The sequence below is a fragment of the Pseudomonas sp. Irchel s3f7 genome (genome assembly GCF_900187615.1).
GTDB lineage: Bacteria > Pseudomonadota > Gammaproteobacteria > Pseudomonadales > Pseudomonadaceae > Aquipseudomonas.
This window is the reverse complement of sequence record NZ_FYDO01000007.1, coordinates 1-22576: the sequence shown is the minus strand read 5'-3', so window position 1 is coordinate 22576 and position 22576 is coordinate 1. Positions and strand designations below refer to the sequence as shown.

The following is a 22576-nucleotide window of genomic DNA, read 5'->3' as shown; positions in this document are numbered from 1 at the left end:
AGGATTAAGCCAGGATTGCGCCGTCCGTCAGAGCAGGAAGCTCAGCCCGACGCAAAACAGCAAAGCGGCAAACAGCTTTTTCAGCAACTTTGGCGACAGATGGTGCGCCAGCCGCGCACCGAAGCGGGCGAAGACCATGCTGGTCAGAGCAATCCCCAGCAGCGCCGGTAAATAAATGAAACCGAGACTATGGGCCGGCAGCAATGGATCGTGCCAGCCCAGAATCATGAAACTTAATGCACTGGCCAAAGCGATCGGCAGACCACAGGCCGAAGACGTGGCCACCGCTTGCTGCATCGGCACGCTGCGCCAGGTCAGGAACGGCACGGTCAGCGAACCGCCGCCAATCCCGAAAATCGCCGAGGCCCAGCCAATCACACTGCCGGCCACGGTCAGACCGAGTTTACCCGGCACCGTTCGGCTGGCCTTGGGTTTGGCGTCCAGCGCCAGCTGCGCGGCAATCACCAGGGCAAACACACCGATGATTTTTTGCAGGTTCGGCCCAGAGATCGCTTCGGCGGTCAGGGCGCCGAAACCGGCACCGACCAGAATGCCGACCGTCATCCAGACAAAGATCGGCCAACGCACCGCGCCTCGACGGTGATGCTCACGCACGGCGTTGATCGAGGTGAAGATGATCGTCGCCAGGGAGGTACCGACCGCCAAATGGGTCAGGATCGACTGATCAAACCCCTGCAAGGTAAAACTGAACACCAGCACCGGGACGATGATGATCCCGCCGCCCACTCCGAACAGCCCGGCCAGCAAGCCTGCACAGGCACCCAGCGCCAGATAGAGCAGAAATTCCATTTTGCGTCCCCGCTGATCCCGAAACCGAGCGGCATGGTAACGGATGCATGGCCTCAAGCTCCACTGTGCAAGGCGATGGATCGATGAGCGATGTCTGCGTAGAGTGGGCAAAAAACACACTAGGACCCCCTATGTGCCTGATTGTTTTTGCCTGGCGACCGGGTCATGCCCAGCCGCTGGTAGTCGCGGCCAACCGCGATGAGTTCTATGCGCGCCCCAGCCTGCCGCTGGCACCTTGGCCCGAAGCGCCGCATGTGCACGCCGGACGCGACCTTGAAGCGGGCGGCACCTGGTTGGGTGTCGGCGCCAACGGTCGCTTTGCCGCGCTGACCAATATTCGCGATCCCCACCAACCACCCTCACGAAAGTCTCGAGGCGAGCTGGTGGCAGGATTTCTCAGTGGCGACCAATCCATCGACGACTATTTAGGCGACGTTGTCCGACGTTCGCTCGAATACGCCGGCTTTAACTTGCTGATCGGCAACAGTCATGAGCTTTGGCATTTCAATGCGCGGGATTCAGAGGCTGTGATGCTGCAGCCGGGGATCTATGGATTGTCGAACGCCGGGCTGGATACGCCATGGCCGAAACTGCTCAAGGCCAAGGCAGCCCTGAGCGAGGTGCTGCAAGATCCACAGCCCCAGGCGTTGTTGGCGTTATTGAGCGACGCACAAACGGCACCGTTTGCCGATCTTCCGGACACTGGCGTCGGCCTGGCGACCGAGACGTTGTTGTCGAGCGTGTTTATCGCCAGCCAGAGTTACGGAACGCGGGCGAGTACGGCGTTGATTGTGCAGGCGGATGGGGCGCGGCATATGGTCGAGCGGAGTTTCGGGCCGTATGGCGGGCATTTGGGGGAAGTGGAAATCAGCGTTTAGATTTTCAGTGGAACTGCGGACGCTATCGCCAGCAAGCCGGCTCCTACAGGTTTCGTGGCGTTCGCAAAATAAGCCAACTCATCAATTCTGTAGGAGCCGGCTTGCCGGCGATGGGCCATCAGCGTTTCAGAGGGCCTTGACCGCAGTCGGATTGATCATGCGCGCCAACCCGAGGTTCTTCAGCGCCAGTTGCAGCGAGCTGTGGATAACTTGCGGGTTGTCGATGGTCATCAGCTCGGCGAGTAATTCCTTGGCCTTGCTCAGGTTGATCTGACGCAGCATCCACTTCACCTTCGGCAGGTTAGTGGCGTTCATCGACAGACTGTCGAAGCCCATTGCCATCAACAGCACCGCCGCCGCTGGATCACCGGCCATCTCGCCGCAAATGCTCACAGGCTTGCCTTCGGCGTGGGCATCACGCACCACATTCTGCAACGCCTGAAGCACTGCCGGGTGCAGGTAGTCGTAAAGATCGGCCACCCGCGGGTTGTTGCGGTCTACGGCCAGCAAGTATTGGGTCAGGTCGTTGGAGCCGACCGAGAGGAAGTCCACCTGCCGTGCCAGTTCCTTGGTCTGGTACACCGCTGCCGGAATCTCGATCATCACGCCAATCGGCGGCATCGGCACATCGGTGCCTTCGTCACGCACTTCACCCCAGGCCCGGTGAATCAGGTGCAGGGCCTCTTCGAGTTCATGAGTGCCAGAGATCATCGGCAGCAGAATGCGCAGGTTGTTCAAGCCTTCGCTGGCCTTGAGCATGGCGCGGGTCTGCACCAGGAAAATTTCCGGGTGGTCGAGGGTGACGCGAATACCGCGCCAGCCGAGGAACGGGTTGTCTTCCTTGATCGGGAAGTACGACAGCGCCTTGTCACCGCCGATGTCCAGGCTGCGCATGGTCACCGGTTGCGGGTGAAACGCGGCGAGCTGCTCGCGGTAGATCGCCAGCTGTTCCTTTTCGCTCGGGAAGCGCTGGTTGATCATGAACGGCACTTCGGTGCGGTACAGGCCAACGCCTTCGGCACCACGCTTCTGCGCCCGCGCCACATCCGCCAGCAGGCCGGTGTTGACCCACAACGGCATGCGGTGGCCATCGACCGTGACACACGGCAGATCGCGCAGTGCATCGAGGCCCAGGGCCAGTTGTTTCTCTTCTTCCACCACCTCGGCAAACTGCTTGCGCAACACGTCGCTGGGGTTGGTGTAGACCTCGCCGCGGTGACCGTCGACGATCATGCCGATGCCGTCGACCTTGGAATACGGCAGGTCGACCAGGCCCATCACCGTCGGAATGCCCATGGCCCGGGCCAGGATCGCGACGTGGGAGTTGCCCGAGCCGAGTACCGACACCAGACCCACCAGTTTGTCTTCGGGCACCTCGCCGAGCATCGCCGGCGTCAGTTCCTCGCTGACCAGAATGGTGTTGTCGGGGTAGACCAGGGTTTGCTGGCGCTCTTCCTGCAGATAGGCGAGCAGACGGCGACCGAGGTCCTTCACGTCCGACGCACGCTCACGCAGGTAGGCGTCGTCCATCAATTCGAAACGGTTGACGTGATCGGTGACCACCTGGCGCAAGGCGCCCTGGGCCCATTGGCCGGTCTTGATCACGGTGGTGACTTCGCTGCCCAGTGCGGCATCGTCGAGCATCATCAGGTAGACGTCGAACAACGCTCGCTCTTCCGGGCGCAACTGCGTGGCGAGCTTGGCCGACAACGTGCGCATGTCGGCGCGAACGCCTTCGATGGCGGTCTTGAACAGCCCGAGCTCGGCGTCGATGTCGGTGATGGTCTTGTCGGGCACCACGTCCAGATCGGCCGGTGGCAGCATGACCACCGCCGTACCGACCGCCGCACCCGGCGAACCCGGAACGCCGACGAACTTGGCTTCCTGGATGCCCTTGCCCTGACGGCCCAGGCCACGGATCGAGCCGGTGGCTTCAGCGTGGGCGATAACCCCGGCGAGCTGCGCGCTCATGGTCACGAGGAAGGCTTCTTCACCTTCATCGAACTGGCGGCGTTCTTTTTGCTGGATGACCAACACGCCGACGACGCGGCGGTGGTGAATGATCGGTGCTCCGAGGAACGAAGCGTAGCGTTCTTCCCCGGTTTCGGCGAAGTAGCGGTAGCGCGGGTGATCCGCCGCGTTTTCGAGGTTCAGGGGTTCTTCACGCGTGCCGACCAGGCCAACCAGACCTTCATTGGGGGCCATGCTGACCTTGCCGATCGAGCGCTTGTTCAAGCCCTCGGTGGCCATCAGCACGAACCGGTTGGTCTCGGGATCAAGCAGGTAGACCGAGCAGACCTGGCTGCCCATGGCCTCTTTGACGCGCAACACAATAATCCCCAACGCCGCCTTGAGATCCTTGGCGGAGTTAACTTCCTGGACGATCTTGCGCAGCGTATTGAGCATGGCTCGGGGTCGAACTCCGTCGTCAGTCGCGCGCTAAAAGGCGCGGGGCAAGCTCTTTGAGAGCGCGTCGATACACCTCGCGCTTGAATGTCACCACCTGGCCCAACGGATACCAATAACTGACCCAGCGCCAGCCATCGAACTCCGGTTTACCGGTCAAATCCATCCGCACCCGCTGCTCGTTCGAGACCAGGCGCAGGAGAAACCATTTCTGTTTCTGGCCGATGCACAGCGGTTGGCTGTGGGTACGTACCAGACGTTGCGGCAAACGATAGCGCAACCAGCCCCGGGTGCAGGCGAGAATTTCAACATCTTCGCGCTCAAGGCCCACTTCTTCGTTCAACTCGCGGTACAAGGCGTCCTCCGGCGTCTCTTCAGGGTTGATTCCCCCCTGCGGAAACTGCCAGGCATCTTGATTGATACGGCGAGCCCATAGCACCTGGCCGGCGTCATTCGTCAGAATGATCCCGACATTGGGGCGAAAACCATCGGGGTCGATCACGGCAACAACCTCGCAAACGCATGTCGTCGCATTGTTCCACAAAGGTTGTGAAGGCGGCAACGAAGGTTCCTACCTTATGTGCACTCTTGTGAAAAGACCGTATTCTTGTCGCCTTTTTACAGACATATCAGCGGGTAACTGCAATGCGCCTGGCTTTATTCGATTTGGACAACACCCTCCTGGGCGGTGACAGTGATCACGCTTGGGGCGATTACCTGTGTGAGCGCGGCTTCCTTGATGCCCTCGCCTACAAAACTCGCAACGACGAGTTCTATCAGGACTACCTGGCCGGAAAGCTGGATAACGCCGCGTACCTGAATTTCTGCCTGGAGGTTCTGGGTCGTACCGAGATGGCCACGCTGGATCAGTGGCACAGCGACTACATGCGTGACTGCATCGAACCGATCATGTTGCCCAAGGCCCTCGAACTGCTGAAAAAGCACCGAGACGCCGGCGACGTACTGGTGATCATCACCGCGACCAACCGTTTTGTTACCGGGCCGATTGCCGTGCGCCTGGGCGTCGAAACCCTGATCGCAACCGAGTGCGAAATGCTCGATGGCCGCTACACCGGGCGCAGCACCGATGTGCCGTGCTTCCGCGAAGGCAAGGTGACCCGCCTGAATCGTTGGCTGGAAGAGACCGGACATTCACTCGAAGACAGCTACTTCTATAGCGACTCGATGAATGATTTGCCGTTGTTGGAGCAGGTGACGAATCCAGTGGCAGTGGATCCGGATCCGAATCTGCGGGCAGAGGCCGAGAAACGTGGTTGGCCGGTAATCACTCTGCGCGACTGAAGACGCCATCGCCGGCAAGCCGACTCCTACAAGGGCAGCACTCGCCCTGTAGGAGCTGGCTTGCCAGCGATAGCTTCAACTCGGTCTCAAACATTAAACCGGCTTGGCGCCCATCAATCCGGCAATGGCGATAAAGCAGACAAAACTGAACAACGCCAAGCCAAAGGTAAATTTACCCACGCCACCCGGCGCCTTGCGCAGTTTGTTCAGCCGCACCAGCAACCAGAACCACGCCAGCGCCGCCACGGTGTACAGCACACTCGAGGCCAGCAACCAGGTCTGCCCCAGCGGCCAGCCCACCAGGTGCACCATCCACCAGCCGGTAAACGGCATGCTCAACAACGCCAGCCCCATCAACAGCCAGATAAACACCCGTGGCCGCTGCAAGGTGCGGCTGCCGGCCGTCGCATCGCCATTATGCCGCGCACGCCAGACCCAGATCCCCAGACCCAGCGCAGACAACAGCAACACCACCGTCGCCACCATGTGCGCCATTTTCAGGGCCGTTAACGTTTCCATGGTTCGATTTCCTTATGCATTGCCATCGTCGTAGCCGTTAGCCCAGAAACAACTGGTAGGCCGGGTTATCGCTTTCATCCCAGTACGGGTAACCAATCTCTTCCAGCGCCGCCGGCACCAGGTGGCGCTCGTCGTGGGGCACTTGCAGGCCCGCAACGACACGACCATCCGCCGCGCCATGGTTGCGGTAATGGAACATCGAGATGTTCCATCGCCCGCCCAATTTGTTGAGGAAGTTGAACAGCGCGCCCGGACGCTCCGGGAACTCGAAACGCAGAATCACTTCATCGACCACGTGCGCCGCACGGCCGCCGACCATGTGCCGGATGTGCAACTTGGCCAGCTCGTTGTCGGTCAGGTCCAGCACCGGGAAACCCTGCTCGCTCAGGCTGGCGATCAACGTGCTGCGCGGGTCGTTGTCCGGGTGCGTCTGCACGCCGACAAAGATGTGCGCTTCGCTGCCGGTGTTGTAGCGGTAATTGAATTCGGTGATCTGGCGCTTGCCGATGGCCTCGCAGAACGCCTTGAAGCTGCCCGGTTTCTCGGGGATGGTCACGGCGATGATCGCTTCACGGCCTTCGCCCAACTCCGCACGCTCGGCGACATGGCGCAGGCGGTCGAAGTTGACGTTGGCGCCGGAATCGATCGCCACGAAGGTCTGCCCGGTGACCCCGCGCTGTTCGACATACTTCTTGATCCCGGCCACACCCAAGGCGCCGGCAGGTTCGGTGATCGAGCGGGTATCGTCGTAGATATCCTTGATAGCGGCACAGATTTCATCGGTGCTGACGGTGATCACTTCATCGACATAATCTTTGCAGATATCGAAGGTGTGCTGACCGATCTGAGCCACCGCCACGCCATCGGCGAAGAGGCCCACGGTCGGCAACACCACGCGCTCACCTGCCGCCATGGCCGCTTGCAGACAATTTGAATCATCCGGCTCGACACCGATGACCTTGATGTCTGGCCGCAGGTACTTCACGTACGCCGCAATACCGGCGATCAGGCCGCCACCGCCCACCGGGACGAAAATCGCATCCAATGGCTGTGGGTGCTGGCGCAGAATCTCCATCGCCACCGTGCCCTGCCCGGCAATGGTGTGGGGATCGTCATACGGGTGGATATAGACGTAGCCTTTTTCGTCGACCAGTTTCAGCGAGTAAGCCAGGGCTTCCGGGAACGAATCGCCGTGCAGCACCACTTTACCGCCACGGGAGCGCACGCCTTCGACCTTGATCTCGGGGGTGGTCTTGGGCATGACGATGGTCGCTTTCACGCCCAACACCTTGGCCGCCAGGGCCAGGCCTTGGGCATGGTTGCCCGCCGACGCGGTGACCACGCCGCGAGCGCGCTCTTCGTCGCTCAGCTGGGTCAATTTGTTGTAGGCGCCGCGAATCTTGAACGAGTACACCGGCTGCAAGTCTTCGCGCTTGAGCCAAATGCTGTTGCCCAGCCGCTCGGAGAGCTGGCGGGCAGTCTGCAATGGGGTTTCTACGGCAACGTCATAAACGCGCGAGGTGAGGATCTTTTTGACGTACTGTTCAAGCATCGGAAAGCATCACTGAGCGGGTTGGGCAGGACCACGGAGTCTAACCCGGCTTTTGGCCGCACGACCACATTAAACCGGTGGTTTTGGACACCATGAAACCATTGTGGCGAGGGAGCTTGCTCCCGCTCGGCTGCGAAGCAGTCGTAAATCCATATTGCACATTATGTCTGAAAGAATGCAGGGGACCGCTTTGCGCTCCAGCGGGAGCAAGCTCCCTCGCCACAAAAGCCATCCGGCACCAGAACTCCTGCTCTCTGCCAATCGGGCAATGACCTTCCCCGCCCCGAAGCCTATAATGCCGGCCTTTCGTTCCTTCTTCGACACCTCGGAGCCCGCATGACCCAGGATCAACTCAAACAGGCAGTGGCTCAGGCCGCCGTCGACTTCATCCTTCCGAAACTCGACGACAAGAGCATCGTCGGGGTCGGCACCGGCTCCACCGCCAACTGCTTCATCGACGCGCTGGCCAAGCACAAGGGCGCATTCGATGGCGCCGTCGCCAGTTCCGAAGCCACCGCCGCACGCCTCAAGGGCCACGGGATTCCGGTGTATGAGCTGAACACCGTCAGCGATCTGGAGTTCTACATCGACGGCGCCGATGAAAGCGACGAACACCTGAACCTGATCAAGGGCGGCGGCGCGGCCCTGACCCGCGAGAAGATTGTCGCGGCCGTGGCCAAGACCTTTATCTGCATCGCCGATGGCAGCAAGCTGGTACCGGTGCTCGGCGCATTCCCGCTGCCGGTCGAAGTGATCCCGATGGCCCGCAGCCATGTGGCGCGTGAACTGGTGAAGCTGGGCGGCGACCCGGTCTACCGTGAAGGCGTACTGACCGACAACGGCAACATCATCCTCGATGTGTTCAACATGCAGATCACCAATCCGGTGGAGCTGGAAACGCAGATCAATGCCATCGTCGGCGTGGTCACCAACGGCTTGTTCGCGGCGCGTCCGGCGGACCTGTTGCTGCTGGGCACCCGCGAAGGCGTGAAAACCCTGCGCGCTGAATAAGCTCACACAATCCCCTGTAGGCGCTGGCTTGCCAGCGAAAGCGGTGTAATGGCCGACATCGATGTCGAATGTCTTGCACCCTTCGCTGGCAAGCCAGCTCCTGCAGGAACCGTGTCAGCCTCAAGGCTGGGTTGGTTTTTTGAAGACGTAAAACAGGTTCGGCTCGCTCACCAGGTACATCGTGCCCTCGTCATCCATGGCGATCCCTTCAGCCTGCGGCACGGTTTTCTTCAGGCCCTGCCGGCCCTTGCTCAGTGACATGGTACTCAGCGGCCGTCCACCCACATCCAGCTCCAGAATCAACCGCGACTCGTCCGACAGCGCCAGCAAATGCCCGCTGCGCTCGTCATATTGCAGACTCGACAGATCCCGTACAAACATCCCGGCATCGCGCTTGGGGTTGTTGATCACGTGCACCGCGTAGGATTTTTCCGGGTTGAAATGCGGAAACCCGTGCACCTCGTAAATCAGCATCGGATCGCGCTCCTTCGCGACGAACAGACGCTTGCCCACCGAATCATAGGCCAGCCCCTCAAACCCCTTGTTGCCGCTCATGTGCACGCCGAGGGTCATCTGTTCAGCGTCTGCCGCATCGAGGAACGTCGCGCCTGGCTCCAGGCGAATCTTGATCAGCCGCTGCTGGCGTTCGTCAGTGATGACATAGGTGTCGTCGCTGATGAACTCCACGGCTTCCGGATCACCGAAACCGATCAGTGAAAGACGGCGCAGGATCTTGCCGTCGAGGGATAACTCGATCAGCTCGGAGTTCTTGTTGGTCACGGTAAACAGGCTTCTGCGCACCGGATCGAAGGTCAACGCTGATACGTCGTCGTTCAAACCTTCAATCACTTGCCCTTCTACTGCCACCTGATATTGATCCAGGCCGATGGACTGGGTGCTCATGGGCTGCCAAAGGGTGTACAGGTTGAACCAGGCGCGTTCGAACAGGCGCATGTACTGCCCGATCACGATCAAGACGATCAGAGCGATCACTGACAAGATCAGAATCAGGGGCTTGGGACGGGCAAGTCGACGCATTCGGGAGGGCTCGGGTTCAGGACTGGCGAATGGAATAACACGCCTGTCTGAACTGAAGCTTAATGGCCACGGGCCAAGCCGCACAACCGAACGTAATTATTCCTACACAACATAAGCGTCATTTCTGCTTTTCGAAGCGGTAAAACAGGTTCGGTTCACTCACCATGTACAGCGTGCCGGCCTCGTCCATGGTCACACCTTCGGCGCGAGGGATGGTCTTTTTCAGGCCGTTGAAACCGCGCAGCAGGGTCATGAAGCTGACCTGTTCGCCCTTCTCGTCCAACTCCAGCAACAGGTGAGAGTCAGCGGACAGCACGAGGGTATGACCGGTGCGCGGGTCAATGGCCAAGGCCGAGAGGTTGCGGATGTCCAGCTCATCGCTGGCAAGCTTTTGCTTGTCACCGGTGAGCGTCTTGCCATCGCCTTTCCAGGTGAACAACGCCGGTGGACGCTCTTCACCCAGCAACAGCTGCTGGTTACGCGCATCCCAGGTGACACCTTCAAAAGCCTTGTTCTGGTCTTTCGAAGGCCCGAGGTCGTATTTAGGGAAATCGGCGAGGTTCAGTTCGCGGGTGTCGGCATCGACTTTGACGATGGTGATCTGGTGGTCACGCTCATCGACAATGGCCAGCAGGCCGTTGCCCAGCTCGGCGACACCTTCCGGGTTGCTCCAGCCCACCAGTGGCATTTTGCGTAGAACATCGCCCTGCAAGGTCAGCTCGACCAGGAAGGGGTTCTTGCCCATGACCGAAAACAGGGTTTTGGACTGAGGGTCGTAGGCCAGATCGGAGGCCTCGTCCTTTTCCATGCCAGGCAGCGGCTTGGCGTCGATCACAGCCTGGTAGTCCGGCAACCAGACACTATCCTGGCGCTCGGCCGGGCTTTCGAAACTTTCCTGCATCCAAAGCACGCCACGGTCGTCCCAATGCATGGCAAATGCGAGGCCATAAGCGATAGCGGTCACCAGCAAAAGCCAGGTGTACCAACGCAGGGCGAAGCGCGAGCGGCGGGCAGGTTTGAGCGTGGAGAGCGGTTGAGTGGCCATCGGGGAGTGCGTTCCAGAAATTCAGGCTATGGGTAATAGCACAATTGAACCCGGCCAGTCGGCCGCAAGCCCTGGAATTATCCAGACAGGATGTGAAAAAAACGGGAAATGGCGGGATAGCCCTTTGCGACGCAAGGATGACAACGGCCTTGTAGGCGCTGGCTGCCAGCGAAAGCGGCGCAACAGTCAACATGGATATTGAATGTTGCGGCCTCTTCGCTGGCAAGCCAGCTCCTACAGGGGTTGGTGCAGGTTAACGGACGCTGCTGGTAAAGCTGCTGGCGCCCGGCAGTTCCAGCACGATCTCGTCGCCGACGTTCAGCGGGCCAACACCCACTGGCGTGCCGGTCAGGATCACGTCACCGGCCTGCAGCGAGAAGCAGCCGGCCATGTGCTGGATCATCGGCACGATCGGGTTGAGCATCGCGCTGCTGTTGCCGTCCTGGCGCACTTCACCGTTGATGGTCAGGCGGATGCCGATATCGGTCAGGTCGGCAAAGGTGCTGCCGGACACGAACGGAGCAATTACGGCCGCGCCATCGAACGACTTGGCGATTTCCCAAGGCAAGCCTTTGGATTTCAGCTCGGCCTGTTTGTCGCGCAAGGTCAAGTCCAGGGCCGGTGCGAAACCGGAGATGGCATCGAGCACTTCCTCACGGCTCGGCTTGGTCGACAACGGCTTGCCGATCAACACCGCGATTTCCGCTTCGTAATGCACTGAGCCACGCTCGGTCGGAATGCTGAAACCACCCTCCAGCGCCACCACGCAACTGCCCGGCTTGATAAACAGCAGGGGTTCGGTCGGCACCGGGTTATCCAGTTCCTTGGCGTGTTCGGCGTAGTTACGGCCAATGCACACCACTTTCCCCAACGGGAAGTGAATACGCGTACCGTCGACATACTGGTGCTGATAGCTCATTACCGACTCCTGCTTCGTGCTCTTAAAGTTCGAAAATCAAACAGCGAAAATCTTGCCCGGGTTCATGATGCCATTCGGGTCGAACACCGCTTTGACGGCTTTCATGTACTCGATCTCAACCGGAGAACGGCTGTAGGTCAAATAGTCACGCTTGGTCATGCCCACGCCGTGTTCGGCGGAAATCGAACCGTTGTACTTCTCGACGGTTTCGAACACCCACTTGTTGACGGTGGCGCACTTGGCGAAGAACTCGTCCTTGCTCAGGTTATCTGGCTTGAGGATGTTCAAGTGCAGGTTGCCATCGCCGATGTGGCCGAACCAGACGATTTCGAAGTCCGGGTAGTGTTCGCCGACGATCGCGTCGATTTCCTTCAGGAATGCCGGGACTTTCGACACAGTGACCGAAATGTCGTTCTTGTACGGCGTCCAGTGGGAAATGGTTTCAGAGATGTATTCGCGCAACTTCCACAGGTTCTGCAGCTGGGTTTCGCTCTGGCTCATCACACCGTCCAGCACCCAGCCCTGCTCGACGCAGTGTTCGAAGGTTTCCAGGGCGTGGTTGGCCACTTCTTCGGTGGTTGCTTCGAATTCCAGCAGCGCATAGAACGGGCAGTCGGTTTCGAACGGCGCCGGTACATCGCCACGGCCCATGACCTTGGCCAGCGCTTTGTCGGAGAAGAATTCGAACGCGGTCAGGTCGAGCTTGCTCTGGAAGGCGTGCAGCACCGGCATGATCGAGTCGAAATCGGCGGTGCCGAGGACCATCGCGGTGAGGTTTTTCGGTGCACGGTCCAGGCGCATGGTCGCTTCGACCACGAAACCGAGGGTGCCTTCCGCGCCGATGAACAGCTGGCGCATGTCGTAGCCGGTGGCGTTCTTGATCAGGTCGCGGTTCAGTTCCAGCACGTCGCCCTTGCCGGTGACCACTTTCATGCCGGCGACCCAGTTACGGGTCATGCCGTAGCGAATGACCTTGATCCCGCCGGCATTGGTGCCGATATTGCCGCCAATCTGGCTGGAGCCCGACGAGGCGAAGTCCACCGGGTAATACAGGCCTTTTTCTTCGGCGACGTTCTGCAATTGCTTGGTGACCACGCCGGGCTGACAAACGGCAGTACGGTCGGTGAGGTTCACGTCGAGGATCTGGTTCATGTAGTCGAAGGACACAACCACTTCGCCATTGGCCGCGACCGCAGCGGCGGAAAGACCGGTTCGGCCGCCTGACGGCACCAGCGCCACCTTGTGTTTGTTGGCCCACAGGACAATGGCCTGGACCTGCTCGGTGGTCTTGGGGAACACGATGGCGGTCGGGGCCGGGGCGAAATGCTTGGTCCAATCCTTACCGTAAGCATTCAGGGAGTCGGCATCGGTCAGCACCTTGCCAGGCTCAACCAGGGTCTTCAGCTCATCAATCAGGGCAGGATTGGTCATCGACAGAACTCTCGAACAATTCATGGTCATCCTGAGAACGCTTCACGTCGCAGGAATGAGTGTTTAGCGGGGCGCCTATGCTAGCATATCGACCCCGCAGCATAGTGCCCAACGACTGTCCTGCGGCGACGGCTTTCTTGCCGTCGGGGTCAGCGTCTGTTGACCATTTCCTGCCATTTTTCTCCGGGATACAGGTTTACGCAGATGAGCAAGACTTCTCTCGATAAGAGCAAGATCAAGTTCCTTCTTCTCGAAGGCGTCCACCAATCGGCTGTCGACGTCCTCAAGGCGGCGGGCTACACCAGCATCGAGTACCTCACGGGTTCTCTGCCGGAAGCCCAGCTGAAGGAAAAGATCGCGGATGCCCACTTCATCGGCATTCGCTCGCGCACTCAACTGACCGAAGAGATCTTCGATCACGCGAAGAAACTGGTCGCTGTCGGCTGTTTCTGCATCGGCACCAACCAGGTTGACCTGAACGCCGCCCGCGAACGCGGTATCGCCGTGTTCAACGCGCCGTACTCCAACACGCGTTCCGTCGCGGAACTGGTACTGGCCGAAGCGATCCTGCTGCTGCGCGGCATCCCTGAGAAAAACGCTTCCTGCCACCGTGGTGGCTGGATCAAGAGCGCAGCCAACTCCTTCGAAATCCGCGGCAAGAAGCTGGGTATCGTCGGTTACGGCTCGATCGGCACTCAACTGTCGGTCCTGGCTGAAGGCCTGGGCATGCAGGTGTACTTCTACGACACCATCACCAAGCTGCCATTGGGTAACGCGACTCAGGTAGGCAACCTGCACGATCTGCTGGCGATGTCCGACATCGTTTCGCTGCACGTTCCGGAAACCGCCGCCACCCAGTGGATGATGGGCGAGAAGGAAATCCGCGCCATCAAGAAAGGCGGCATCCTGATCAACGCTGCTCGCGGCACCGTGGTTGAACTGGACCACCTGGCAGCGGCCATCAAGGACAAGCACCTGATCGGCGCGGCCATCGACGTGTTCCCGGTGGAGCCACGCTCCAACGACGAAGAGTTCGAAAGCCCGCTGCGCGGCCTGGACAACGTGATCCTGACCCCGCACATCGGCGGTTCCACCGCTGAAGCCCAGGCCAACATCGGTCTGGAAGTGGCGGAAAAACTGGTCAAGTACAGCGACAACGGTACGTCGGTATCGTCCGTGAACTTCCCGGAAGTGGCCCTGCCGGCTCACCCTGGCAAGCACCGTTTGCTGCACATCCACGAAAACATCCCGGGCGTGCTCAGCGAGATCAACAAGGTCTTCGCCGAAAACGGCATCAACATCTCCGGTCAGTTCCTGCAGACCAACGAGAAGGTTGGCTACGTAGTGATCGACGTCGACGCCGAGTACTCGGACCTGGCGCAAGAGAAGCTGCAGCACATCAACGGCACCATTCGTTGCCGTGTACTGTTCTAAGAACAGCCGCAGTTGAAAAAAAGGGAGCCCCTCGGGGCTCCCTTTTTCATTTCACTGTGAGAACGAGCCTGCTCGCGATGGACTCAAGAGGCGTTTCGCCAGTAAACACGCGTTATCGTTAACGACCATCGCGAGCAGGCTCGCTCCTACAGTGAATAGCGTTAGCCCCTCAAGGCTCGCTATTTTATTCCACGTTGACCGTGATTTTCTCGGAGACGATCGGCGGATCAAACGGCATGTGGCCGCTGTCACCCAGCTCCAGCTGCAAGGTGTGCTTGCCCGGGGCCAGTTTGATATCGGCCTGGGTCTGCGCCTTGCCGAAGTGCATGATGTGCGGATTGCCCTGCGGAATCGGCTGACCTTCGGCCGGCAAGTCTTTGACATCGATCAGCAGATGGTGATGACCGGTGTTCTTGGTGACATCGCCCGCTGGCGCCAGCGCGATGTTCTCGACCGCGAATTTGACGGTAAATGTCTGAGGCACCGTGGCACCGTCTTCGGGAGAAACGATGGACACCTCAGCCCCTTTGGGAGCCGGTGTCGCCGCAGCGGCCAGCGCCGAAACACCCATCAGCAGACCAGCCAACGCTGCACGTGACATAAAGCTTTTCATTTTCTTCTCCAGTTTTTCCGTAAAATCCGCGTGACCATGACAACTTCATGGCCATTTGTTGTCGAAGGCACTCGACAACCATAGCAAAGCGAGCCTGAATCAGAGGGTCGCGATAATGAATTCAAGGAGTGACCATGCGCTTTCTGCCTGGCCTGATCTGCCTGATACCCCTTCTGAGTCCATTGGCTCATGCCGAACTGATTGACGACATCAACGACCGAGGCGAACTGCGCATTGCTGTTGAGGCTAATACACCTCCTTTCAATTTCAAGGAGGACGAAAAACTCAGCGGCTTCGAAGTCGAGTTGGGTCAAATGCTGGCCAATGAACTGGATGTGCGCGCCGACTTTGTCATCACCGACGGCAGCGATCTGTTGACCGGCGTCGAAAGCGGCAAGTACGACGTCGCCATCAATCACATAGCAATGACCCCGGAACTCAAGGATCGTTTCGACTTCAGCGAGCCATACATTCAAACCAACACGCAGATGCTCGCGCAGAAGGAAGAACCGCGCTCAATGCTCCTGGTGCAGTCGCTGACGGAAGAGAAGCCCAAAGCCAACCCGGCTGTAAGCCTGGTGATTCCGTTTCAGAAAGGTAACCCGGCGTTCCATGCCAGCCTGGAAAATGCGTTGCAACGCATCAAGGACGACGGCCGAATGGCGGCGCTGGAGAAGAAGTGGTTTGTGGCGACGCCCAAACCCTGAGACTGGCGCGATCATTTGTAGGAGCCAGCAAGCCGGCTCCTACAGGATTTAGTGATCCGCTTTAGATCAATAGTGCGGCCGCCGCTTCGGCCAGCTCGAGCTCGCTGAAGACTTGAACGCCATGGCGCTTGAGCAACGCCGCCGTCACCCCCTCGCCACTGACCTTCACACCGCTGAAGGTACCGTCGTAGGTCAGCAGGTTGCCGCACGATGGGCTGTTGGCCTTGAGCACGGCAACGCGGATGCCGTGCTTTTGCACCAGTTCCAACGCCTGATACGCCCCCGACAGAAACTGCGCACTGACGTCTTCGCCCTCGGTGGTGATCACTGTTGCCTGACCATCAAGCACGTGAGCGCCCTGCCCGCCGGGAATTTCTGCAGCAGCCCGTGGGGTTGGCAAGCCGCCCGCCACCTCCGGGCACAGCGGCACTACACGGCCTTCATCGAGCCACTGCTGAAGCTGATCGAACGGCCCACTGGCCCCGCCGTCATAACGCACTCGGTGGCCCAACAGGCAGCGGCTGACCAGAATCTTTTGCATTTCAGAACGGCTCGTTGCCGCGACGCCGGAACCAGCCGGTCAATGACAGGCGTTCGCGGGTTGCCGGCAAGACTTCGTGGGGCACTTCGCCAGAGAGAAACACCACCAGGCAACCGCCGGTAGGTTGCACGTCGTAGGCGCGCTCATTGTCCAGGTACATGCGCAACTGACCGCCGTGTTCAGGCAGCCAGCCGTCATTGAGGTAGACCACCGCCGAGACCATGCGCCGGTCGTCATCGCGAAAGCGGTCGAGGTGCTTGAGGTAGAACGCCCCGGGCGGGTACATCGCGAAATGGCTTTCGAAATCCTCCAACCCCAGGAACAGCCCGCGATTGATCGCCTCGCGCAGGCTGTCCATCAGGCCCAGGTAGCTGTCGCACGCCTCGGCCTGACCGGGATCGATCCACTGAATATGATCGCCACGGATGCCTTCGCGTATCTCCGAGGTCGGTCCACGGCCGACGGCGGCCGGAGCCAGCTCACCCTCGGCAGCACGTTTACGGCACTCGGCCGCCAGCGCTCGGGTCAGATCCAGAGGCAGGAAAATATTCTGCTGCGACCAGCCGCGCTCGGCCAGGTCATCGACGATTCGTAACAGCAGCGGGTGATCAGAGGATATTTGCATGGCGCGCATAGTATGCCTGCGCCTGGAAATCCGACAGAGCCGCGCAGCGGGTTGATACGAATTCTCGACAAGTCAGGGTGCCACACGGAGAATAGTCGCCTGCTGACAGGAGTCCCTATGCGCCGTTTGCTTTTATCACTGCTGATGTTCTGCGTTTTGCCCGCCTGGGCAGACGGCCACGACCAGCTGTACAAGGTCGCCGGCTGGCCGGAACAACGCGCGCACTTTAACGACGCCCTGACGGCGGCCCAACAGCGTTATCAGGGCAGCCTGCCACCAGCGGTGTTTCAGGCGCTGGTCAATAACAGCAATCAGCGGTTTGCGCCTAAGGCCGTGGACCAGCGTGCCGAAGCGCAATTGCGCAAAAACCTCACCGATCCGAAACCTGCGCTGACGTTTTTCCAGTCACCGCTGGGCAAAAAGATCATCGCCGCCGAACTGCTGGCGACCCGTCGCGACCAACTGGCGAAAAATGCCAAGGGTTTGCCGAAGATGCAGGCCAGCGACAGCCGCATGCTGATCATCGGCCACCTGGCCCAGGCCCTGCCGGCGCGTGAGGCTGGCGCGGAAGTCAGTCTGGCGATTGCCGGTGTCGCCGCTGACAGCCTGAGTTCGATGATCCCCGGCCTGCTCGGTGCCGGACAAGCCCAAGGCATGTTGAACGGGCAGCGCCAGCGTTTGATGGACCAGATCGGCAGCGACCTGAACAACACGCTGCTCTATGTCTACCGCGACCTGTCGGACAACGAACTGGAAGAGTTTGCGACTTTTGCCGAATCGGCTGAAGGCCAGGCTTATTATCAGGCGGCGCTGGCGGCGATTCGGGCGGGGTTGGCGGTGGGGCAAAGCCCTTCGAACCTGAACCAGTAATTTTTAGCGCCAGATCGATCGCCTTCGCGGTCAAGCCCGCTCCCACAAGGTCGGTGCTGATCACAAAATTGTGGGCTTGCTCCAATCACTGTGGGAGCGGGCTTGCCCGCGATGGGGCCCTGACTGTCACTAGGAGTTCCGGCCTTTTATCCGCCTGGTCAAAAACCCGAAATACTCCGTTCGCATCACCAGCGTCTCATTCGCCAGATGATGCCGCGCCTCAGGCAGCATCAACACTTGCGGTCGATCAAACTTGCCGCGCAACACTTCGAGGTTGTGTTCCCAATCGACCGTCATGTCCGCCTGCCCTTGCACAATCAGTGGCCGTCGGCTGCTGACCGGCGCGGCCTCGATGCGCTTGATCCAGCGTGACAACGCCCCGACCCACGCAGTTGGCAGACGCAACGGCTGCAAAGGATCGGCTTGCAGGAATGGCAGAAAATCCGGGTCATTGGAGTTTTCGCTGAAGCGTCGGGCGATGGCTTTGACGAACGGTTTGAGCAGGTAATAGCTCAGTTGCGACCAACCCCACGCCCGCGGCCGCACCAGCGGTGACAACAGAATCACCTGCCCCTGGGCCGGGCTGTTCGCGCCGGCATTGAGCACATGATCGATCACGATGGCGCCGCCGGTACTCTGCCCGCACAGGTGCCACGGTTGCGGCAAATCAAGGGACTGCGCTTCGGTAAACAGCCCCTGCAAGGTGTCCTGGTATTCGGCGAAGTCCTTGATGCTCGCACGCTCGCCACTGGACAATCCATGCCCTGGCAAATCGCAGGCAATCACGGCGAACCCCTGATCCAGCGCCCACTCGATCACGTGCCGGTACAGTCCGGTGTGGTCGTAAAAACCATGGAAGACAAACAGCGTCGCCTTCGCCCCTTCGGGCCACCAGAACTGACTCACCAGCTGATACCCATCGATCTCGAAGCGCCCAAGACCGCTGCGCAGCCGACGCTGCGCGAAATCCAGCCCATAGAACTGCTGATAGGCCTGCGCCTGCGTCGACAACGGCAGTCCATCCGCCAGTGGCCGCAGACTCGCACGTAGAAGATCAGGATCGAAAGTGACAGGCATGAGCGATTCCAAAGCATGAAACGGACTTTATAGGTCTGCGATATTCATCTGTCGCGGCAAGCATGGCAAGCTAGCCGACCTTCGAGGATTGAACCGATGCACTCGCCTTTTCGTGTCCCCCTGTTTGCCAGTCTGCTCGCCGTGGTGTGTGCCGGTGTGTTGTGGGCGGGTTACGACTGGTTTCAGGGGCGTTACCTGCGTGCGTTCAGCTCCCACACCGCAATGTTTTCCGGTGACCCGCTGCGTCTTCCCGAGGCCATTGCCGGACCCGGCGCCATCCGACTGGTGCATTTCTGGGACCCGGCCTGCCCGTGCAACGTCGGCAATCAACAACATCTGACGGAATTGGTCGAGCGTTACGAGCCACACGGTGTGGAATTCTATGGAGTGCAAAAACCCGGTAGCCACGGCCAGTTGCCGAGCACTTTGAGTAACCTGAAGTCCATCGAGGTGCTACCCGGTTCCGAGCAGATACCCGCCAGCCCGGCCGTGGCGATCTGGGATCGTTCCGGAAAACTGGCGTACTTCGGCCCATACAGCGAGGGCCTGACCTGCAATTCCAGCAACAGCTTTATCGAACCAATCCTGCAGGCTCTGGACGAAGGCCGTTCGGTGAGTGCCACGCACACACTGGCAGTCGGCTGTTACTGCCCGTGGCCGCTCGATCCTCCGGAAGAGGGAAAAACGCGGTAATACGAATCCCTCCTAAGGGCGATGCGCCAAATTGGCGGCACGTGTTAAACAGTGACTCAACGGAAAACAATAACAACAAGGAGTTGCCATGAAACGTAGCCTGACCGCTCTCGCTCTGCTGATCGTTGTGCTGGCCGCAGGCGCCAGTGGGTACCTCTACAGCAAGCAGCCGTCACGCCAGGGCATGGTCGAACTGCAACACCTGCAAGGGTCGGTCACCGTGCGCTACGACGAGCGCGGCGTCCCGCACATCCGCGCCGACAACGAAACCGACCTGTACCGCGCCCTCGGCTATGTGCATGCCCAGGACCGACTGTTCCAGATGGAGGTCCTGCGCCGTCTCGCCCGCGGCGAATTGGCCGAAGTGCTCGGGCCGAAGCTGCTCGACACCGACAAACTGATGCGCAGCCTGCGCATTCGTGAACGCGCCGAAACCTACCTGGCAAACCTGGACAAACAATCGCCATCGTTCATCGCCCTGCAAGCGTACCTGGATGGCATCAATCAGTATCAGGACAGCCACGCAAAACCGGTCGAGTTCGATGTGCTGGGCATTTCCAAGCGCCCGTTCACCGCCCAGGACACCATCAGCATCGCCGGCTACATGGCCTACAGCTTTGCCGCTGCGTTTCGCACCGAGCCCGTGCTGACGTTCGTCCGCGATCAGCTGGGGCCTCAATACCTCAACGCCTTCGACCTCGACTGGCAGCCCAAAGGCGTGCTCAACGGAGCTGCACCGGCGCTGAGCGGCATCGACTGGAAAGACCTCAACGCCCTCGCCCGCCTGAGTGAGCAGGCCCTGGCCGACAATGGCCTGCCGCAGTTCGAAGGCAGCAACGCGTGGGTTGTCGCCGGCAGTCGAACCCAAAGTGGCAAGCCGCTGCTGGCGGGCGATCCGCATATCCGCTTTTCAGCGCCCTCGGTGTGGTACGAAGCTCACCTCACTGCACCGGGCTTCGAACTCTACGGTCACTATCAGGCCTTGATGCCGTTCGCGTCATTGGGCTTGAACCGCGACTTCGGCTGGAGCATCACCATGTTCCAGAACGATGACCTCGACCTGATCGCCGAGAAGGTCAACCCGGACAATCCCAACCAGGTCTGGTATCGCGGCAAATGGGTGGACATGACGTCCAGCGAGCAACAGATCGCCGTCAAAGGGCAAGCACCGGTGACGCTGGTGTTGCGTCAGTCGCCCCACGGTCCGATCGTCAACGATGCCCTGGGCCGTGGCGTCGGCAAAACGCCGATTGCCATGTGGTGGGCCTTTCTCGAAAGCCAGAACCCGATCATCGACGGTTTCTACCAGCTCAATCGCGCCGATACCCTGGCCAAGGCCCGTGGTGCTGCGGCAAAAATCCAGGCACCCGGCCTGAACGTGGTCTGGGCCAATGCCAAAGGCGATATCGGCTGGTGGGCGGCGGCGCAATTGCCCAAGCGTCCGGCGGGTGTACGTCCGTGGTTCATTCTCGATGGCAGCACGGCCGAGGCGGACAAGGACGGTTTCTACCCGTTCAGCGCCAACCCCCAGGAAGAAAACCCGGCGCGGGGCTACATCGTCTCGGCCAACTTCCAGCCCGTGTCGCCGACGGGCATGGAGATTCCCGGTTACTACAACCTTGCCGACCGTGGCCAGGAGCTCAATCGCCAACTCAGCGATAAAACCGTGAAGTGGAATCTGGAGACCAGCCAGTCGCTGCAACTGGGCACCACCACCGCCTACGGCCCGCGTTTGCTGGCGCCACTGCTGCCGGTGTTGCGTGAAGTGGTGAGCGATCCCGCCGAACTCAAACTGGTCGAACAACTGGCGCAATGGAAAGGTGATTACCCGCTCGAATCCACCAGCGCCACCGTGTTCAACCAGTTCCTGTTCAACCTCGCCGACGCGACGATGCACGATGAACTGGGCGCCGACTTTTTCGAAACATTGCTCTCGACCCGGGTGATCGACGCCGCGCTACCGCGCCTGGCCGCAACGGCCGACTCGCCGTGGTGGGACAACCGCACCACGCTCGACCATGAAACCCGCGCAGACACAGTGAAGGCAGCCTGGCAAGCCAGCATCGCCCACCTCAAGACCACCTTTGGCGCAGACTTCACGCAATGGCAGTGGGGCAACGCGCACACGCTGACCCATGGCCATCCGCTGGGTCAACAGAAGCCGTTGGACCGGATCTTCAACGTCGGCCCGTTCGCCGCGCCAGGCAGCCATGAAGTGCCTAACAATCTTTCAGCGAAGATCGGCCCGGCACCGTGGCCAGTCACCTATGGTCCATCGACCCGGCGTCTGATCGACTTCGCCGACCCGGCCCACAGCCTGACCATCAACCCGGTAGGCCAAAGCGGCGTGTTGCTCGACCGTCACGTTGACGATCAATCCGAGGCGTACATCGAGGGCGTTTATTTCCAGGCGCATCTCAACGACGAAGAGGTCACGGCCAATACACGCAGCACGTTGAAGCTGTTGCCGGCGCGGGTTGCGCAGTAAACCTTTGCTGGCTGGAACAGCCTCATCGCGAGCAAGGGATCTTTGGTTGAACTCAGATTTTGTGAACGCCCAAAAACAACTGTAGGAGCAAGCTTGCTCGCGATGGCGGCGCCACGGTCAACATTGACGTTGAATGACAGTCCGCTATCGCGAGCAAGCTCGCTCCTACAAGGGATCGTTGGTTGAACTCAGGTTTTGTGAACACCCAAAACAACTGTAGGAGCAAGCTCGCTCGCGATGGCGGTGCCACAGCCAACATTGACGTTGAATGACAGTCCGCAATCGCGAGCAAGCTCGCTCCTACAAGGGATCTTTGGTTGAACTCAGATTTTGTGAACGCCCAAAAACAACTGTAGGAGCAAGCTTGCTCGCGATGGCGGTGCCACGGTCAACATTGACGTTGAATGACAGTCCGCAATCGCGAGCAAGCTCGCTCCTACAAGGGATCTTTGGTTGAACTCAGATTTTGTGAACGCCCAAAACAACTGTAGGAGATTCTATGTTTGGGGGGAACCCCCAAACATAGAAATAGGCTTGTATTCACTTTGGTTTTTCATCAAGGCAAACAGTACCCGAGCCAGTTTTCTGGCAAGTATCACCAGCGCCTCGGTCCCTTT

General features: G+C 59.8%; 21 protein-coding genes and 1 pseudogene. 8 read left to right on the top strand and 14 right to left on the bottom strand.

Annotated features, from left to right (window positions below; all coding sequences use genetic code 11):
* Window positions 1–27: 27 nt before the first annotated feature.
* Complete coding sequence (locus tag CKW19_RS07685) at window positions 28–810, bottom strand: sulfite exporter TauE/SafE family protein (protein WP_095057352.1); 783 nt, start codon at window positions 808–810, stop codon at window positions 28–30.
* 131 nt (window positions 811–941) lie between these two features.
* Here CKW19_RS07685 and CKW19_RS07680 point away from each other — a divergent pair, with 131 nt between their 5' ends.
* A complete protein-coding gene (locus CKW19_RS07680) occupies window positions 942–1688 on the top strand; it encodes an NRDE family protein (protein WP_095057351.1) in 747 nt (248 codons plus the stop codon).
* 126 nt (window positions 1689–1814) lie between these two features.
* Here the strand turns inward: CKW19_RS07680 and ptsP are convergent, their stop codons facing one another.
* The gene (gene ptsP, locus CKW19_RS07675) at window positions 1815–4094 is read right to left on the bottom strand and encodes a phosphoenolpyruvate--protein phosphotransferase (protein WP_095057350.1); all 2280 of its coding nucleotides are present in this window, start codon (window positions 4092–4094) and stop codon (window positions 1815–1817) included.
* A gap of 22 nt (window positions 4095–4116) precedes the next feature.
* Window positions 4117–4596: an RNA pyrophosphohydrolase gene (locus CKW19_RS07670; RefSeq protein ID WP_053163553.1), complete on the bottom strand. Its 480-nt coding sequence runs from the start codon at window positions 4594–4596 to the stop codon at window positions 4117–4119.
* Window positions 4597–4739: 143 nt separating this feature from the next.
* On the opposite strand from CKW19_RS07670, the gene CKW19_RS07665 reads away from it, so the two are divergent.
* Window positions 4740–5396 carry an HAD family phosphatase gene (locus CKW19_RS07665; protein WP_095057349.1) on the top strand — a complete coding sequence of 219 codons (657 nt, stop codon included), beginning with the start codon at window positions 4740–4742 and terminating at the stop codon, window positions 5394–5396.
* 93 nt (window positions 5397–5489) lie between these two features.
* Here the strand turns inward: CKW19_RS07665 and CKW19_RS07660 are convergent, their stop codons facing one another.
* Together CKW19_RS07660 and ilvA are read right to left on the bottom strand one after the other, a co-directional pair.
* On the bottom strand, window positions 5490–5915 hold the full coding sequence (locus tag CKW19_RS07660; protein WP_095057348.1) for a DUF2269 domain-containing protein: 426 nt from the start codon (window positions 5913–5915) through the stop codon (window positions 5490–5492).
* 37 nt (window positions 5916–5952) lie between these two features.
* On the bottom strand, window positions 5953–7467 hold the full coding sequence (gene ilvA, locus CKW19_RS07655; protein ID WP_095057347.1) for a threonine ammonia-lyase, biosynthetic: 1515 nt from the start codon (window positions 7465–7467) through the stop codon (window positions 5953–5955).
* Window positions 7468–7803: 336 nt separating this feature from the next.
* On the opposite strand from ilvA, the gene rpiA reads away from it, so the two are divergent.
* Window positions 7804–8478 (top strand): ribose-5-phosphate isomerase RpiA, encoded by a 675-nt coding sequence (gene rpiA, locus CKW19_RS07650; RefSeq protein WP_095057346.1) that lies wholly within the window; start codon window positions 7804–7806, stop codon window positions 8476–8478.
* Window positions 8479–8598: 120 nt separating this feature from the next.
* On the opposite strand, the gene CKW19_RS07645 is transcribed toward rpiA, so the two are convergent.
* From CKW19_RS07645 to CKW19_RS07630, 4 genes are all read right to left on the bottom strand, one after another.
* A complete protein-coding gene (locus tag CKW19_RS07645; protein ID WP_095057345.1) occupies window positions 8599–9516 on the bottom strand; it encodes an SdiA-regulated domain-containing protein in 918 nt (305 codons plus the stop codon).
* Between the two features lie 118 nt (window positions 9517–9634).
* Window positions 9635–10561 carry an SdiA-regulated domain-containing protein gene (locus CKW19_RS07640; protein ID WP_095057344.1) on the bottom strand — a complete coding sequence of 309 codons (927 nt, stop codon included), beginning with the start codon at window positions 10559–10561 and terminating at the stop codon, window positions 9635–9637.
* A 253-nt stretch (window positions 10562–10814) separates the two neighbouring features.
* Window positions 10815–11480: a fumarylacetoacetate hydrolase family protein gene (locus tag CKW19_RS07635; RefSeq protein ID WP_095057343.1), complete on the bottom strand. Its 666-nt coding sequence runs from the start codon at window positions 11478–11480 to the stop codon at window positions 10815–10817.
* A 36-nt stretch (window positions 11481–11516) separates the two neighbouring features.
* Entirely contained in the window at window positions 11517–12911 is a 1395-nt protein-coding gene (locus tag CKW19_RS07630) for an FAD-binding oxidoreductase (protein WP_095057342.1), read from the bottom strand.
* Between the two features lie 204 nt (window positions 12912–13115).
* On the opposite strand from CKW19_RS07630, the gene serA reads away from it, so the two are divergent.
* On the top strand, window positions 13116–14345 hold the full coding sequence (gene serA / locus CKW19_RS07620) for a phosphoglycerate dehydrogenase (protein WP_095057340.1): 1230 nt from the start codon (window positions 13116–13118) through the stop codon (window positions 14343–14345).
* 184 nt (window positions 14346–14529) lie between these two features.
* On the opposite strand, the gene CKW19_RS07615 is transcribed toward serA, so the two are convergent.
* Window positions 14530–14958 carry a DUF4399 domain-containing protein gene (locus tag CKW19_RS07615; RefSeq protein ID WP_095057339.1) on the bottom strand — a complete coding sequence of 143 codons (429 nt, stop codon included), beginning with the start codon at window positions 14956–14958 and terminating at the stop codon, window positions 14530–14532.
* Between the two features lie 134 nt (window positions 14959–15092).
* Here CKW19_RS07615 and CKW19_RS07610 point away from each other — a divergent pair, with 134 nt between their 5' ends.
* The gene (locus CKW19_RS07610; protein ID WP_095057338.1) at window positions 15093–15665 is read left to right on the top strand and encodes a transporter substrate-binding domain-containing protein; all 573 of its coding nucleotides are present in this window, start codon (window positions 15093–15095) and stop codon (window positions 15663–15665) included.
* A gap of 61 nt (window positions 15666–15726) precedes the next feature.
* Here the strand turns inward: CKW19_RS07610 and CKW19_RS07605 are convergent, their stop codons facing one another.
* Both CKW19_RS07605 and CKW19_RS07600 read right to left on the bottom strand, forming a co-directional pair.
* On the bottom strand, window positions 15727–16206 hold the full coding sequence (locus tag CKW19_RS07605; RefSeq protein ID WP_095057337.1) for a DUF523 domain-containing protein: 480 nt from the start codon (window positions 16204–16206) through the stop codon (window positions 15727–15729).
* 1 nt (window position 16207) lies between these two features.
* Entirely contained in the window at window positions 16208–16840 is a 633-nt protein-coding gene (locus CKW19_RS07600) for a 2OG-Fe(II) oxygenase (protein WP_095057336.1), read from the bottom strand.
* A gap of 108 nt (window positions 16841–16948) precedes the next feature.
* Here CKW19_RS07600 and CKW19_RS07595 point away from each other — a divergent pair, with 108 nt between their 5' ends.
* On the top strand, window positions 16949–17701 hold the full coding sequence (locus CKW19_RS07595) for a DUF2059 domain-containing protein (protein ID WP_095057335.1): 753 nt from the start codon (window positions 16949–16951) through the stop codon (window positions 17699–17701).
* Between the two features lie 129 nt (window positions 17702–17830).
* Here CKW19_RS07595 and CKW19_RS07590 read toward each other — a convergent pair whose 3' ends face one another.
* A complete protein-coding gene (locus CKW19_RS07590; protein ID WP_095057334.1) occupies window positions 17831–18778 on the bottom strand; it encodes an alpha/beta hydrolase in 948 nt (315 codons plus the stop codon).
* Window positions 18779–18874: 96 nt separating this feature from the next.
* Between CKW19_RS07590 and CKW19_RS07585 the strand changes: the two genes are divergently transcribed.
* A complete protein-coding gene (locus CKW19_RS07585; RefSeq protein ID WP_095057333.1) occupies window positions 18875–19471 on the top strand; it encodes a DUF6436 domain-containing protein in 597 nt (198 codons plus the stop codon).
* 88 nt (window positions 19472–19559) lie between these two features.
* Window positions 19560–21959, top strand: a complete 2400-nt coding sequence (locus tag CKW19_RS07580; RefSeq protein WP_095057332.1) for a penicillin acylase family protein — start codon at window positions 19560–19562, stop codon at window positions 21957–21959.
* Window positions 21960–22456: 497 nt separating this feature from the next.
* Here the strand turns inward: CKW19_RS07580 and CKW19_RS29010 are convergent.
* Window positions 22457–22576: pseudogene (locus tag CKW19_RS29010) on the bottom strand (IS110 family transposase); the annotation flags it as partial.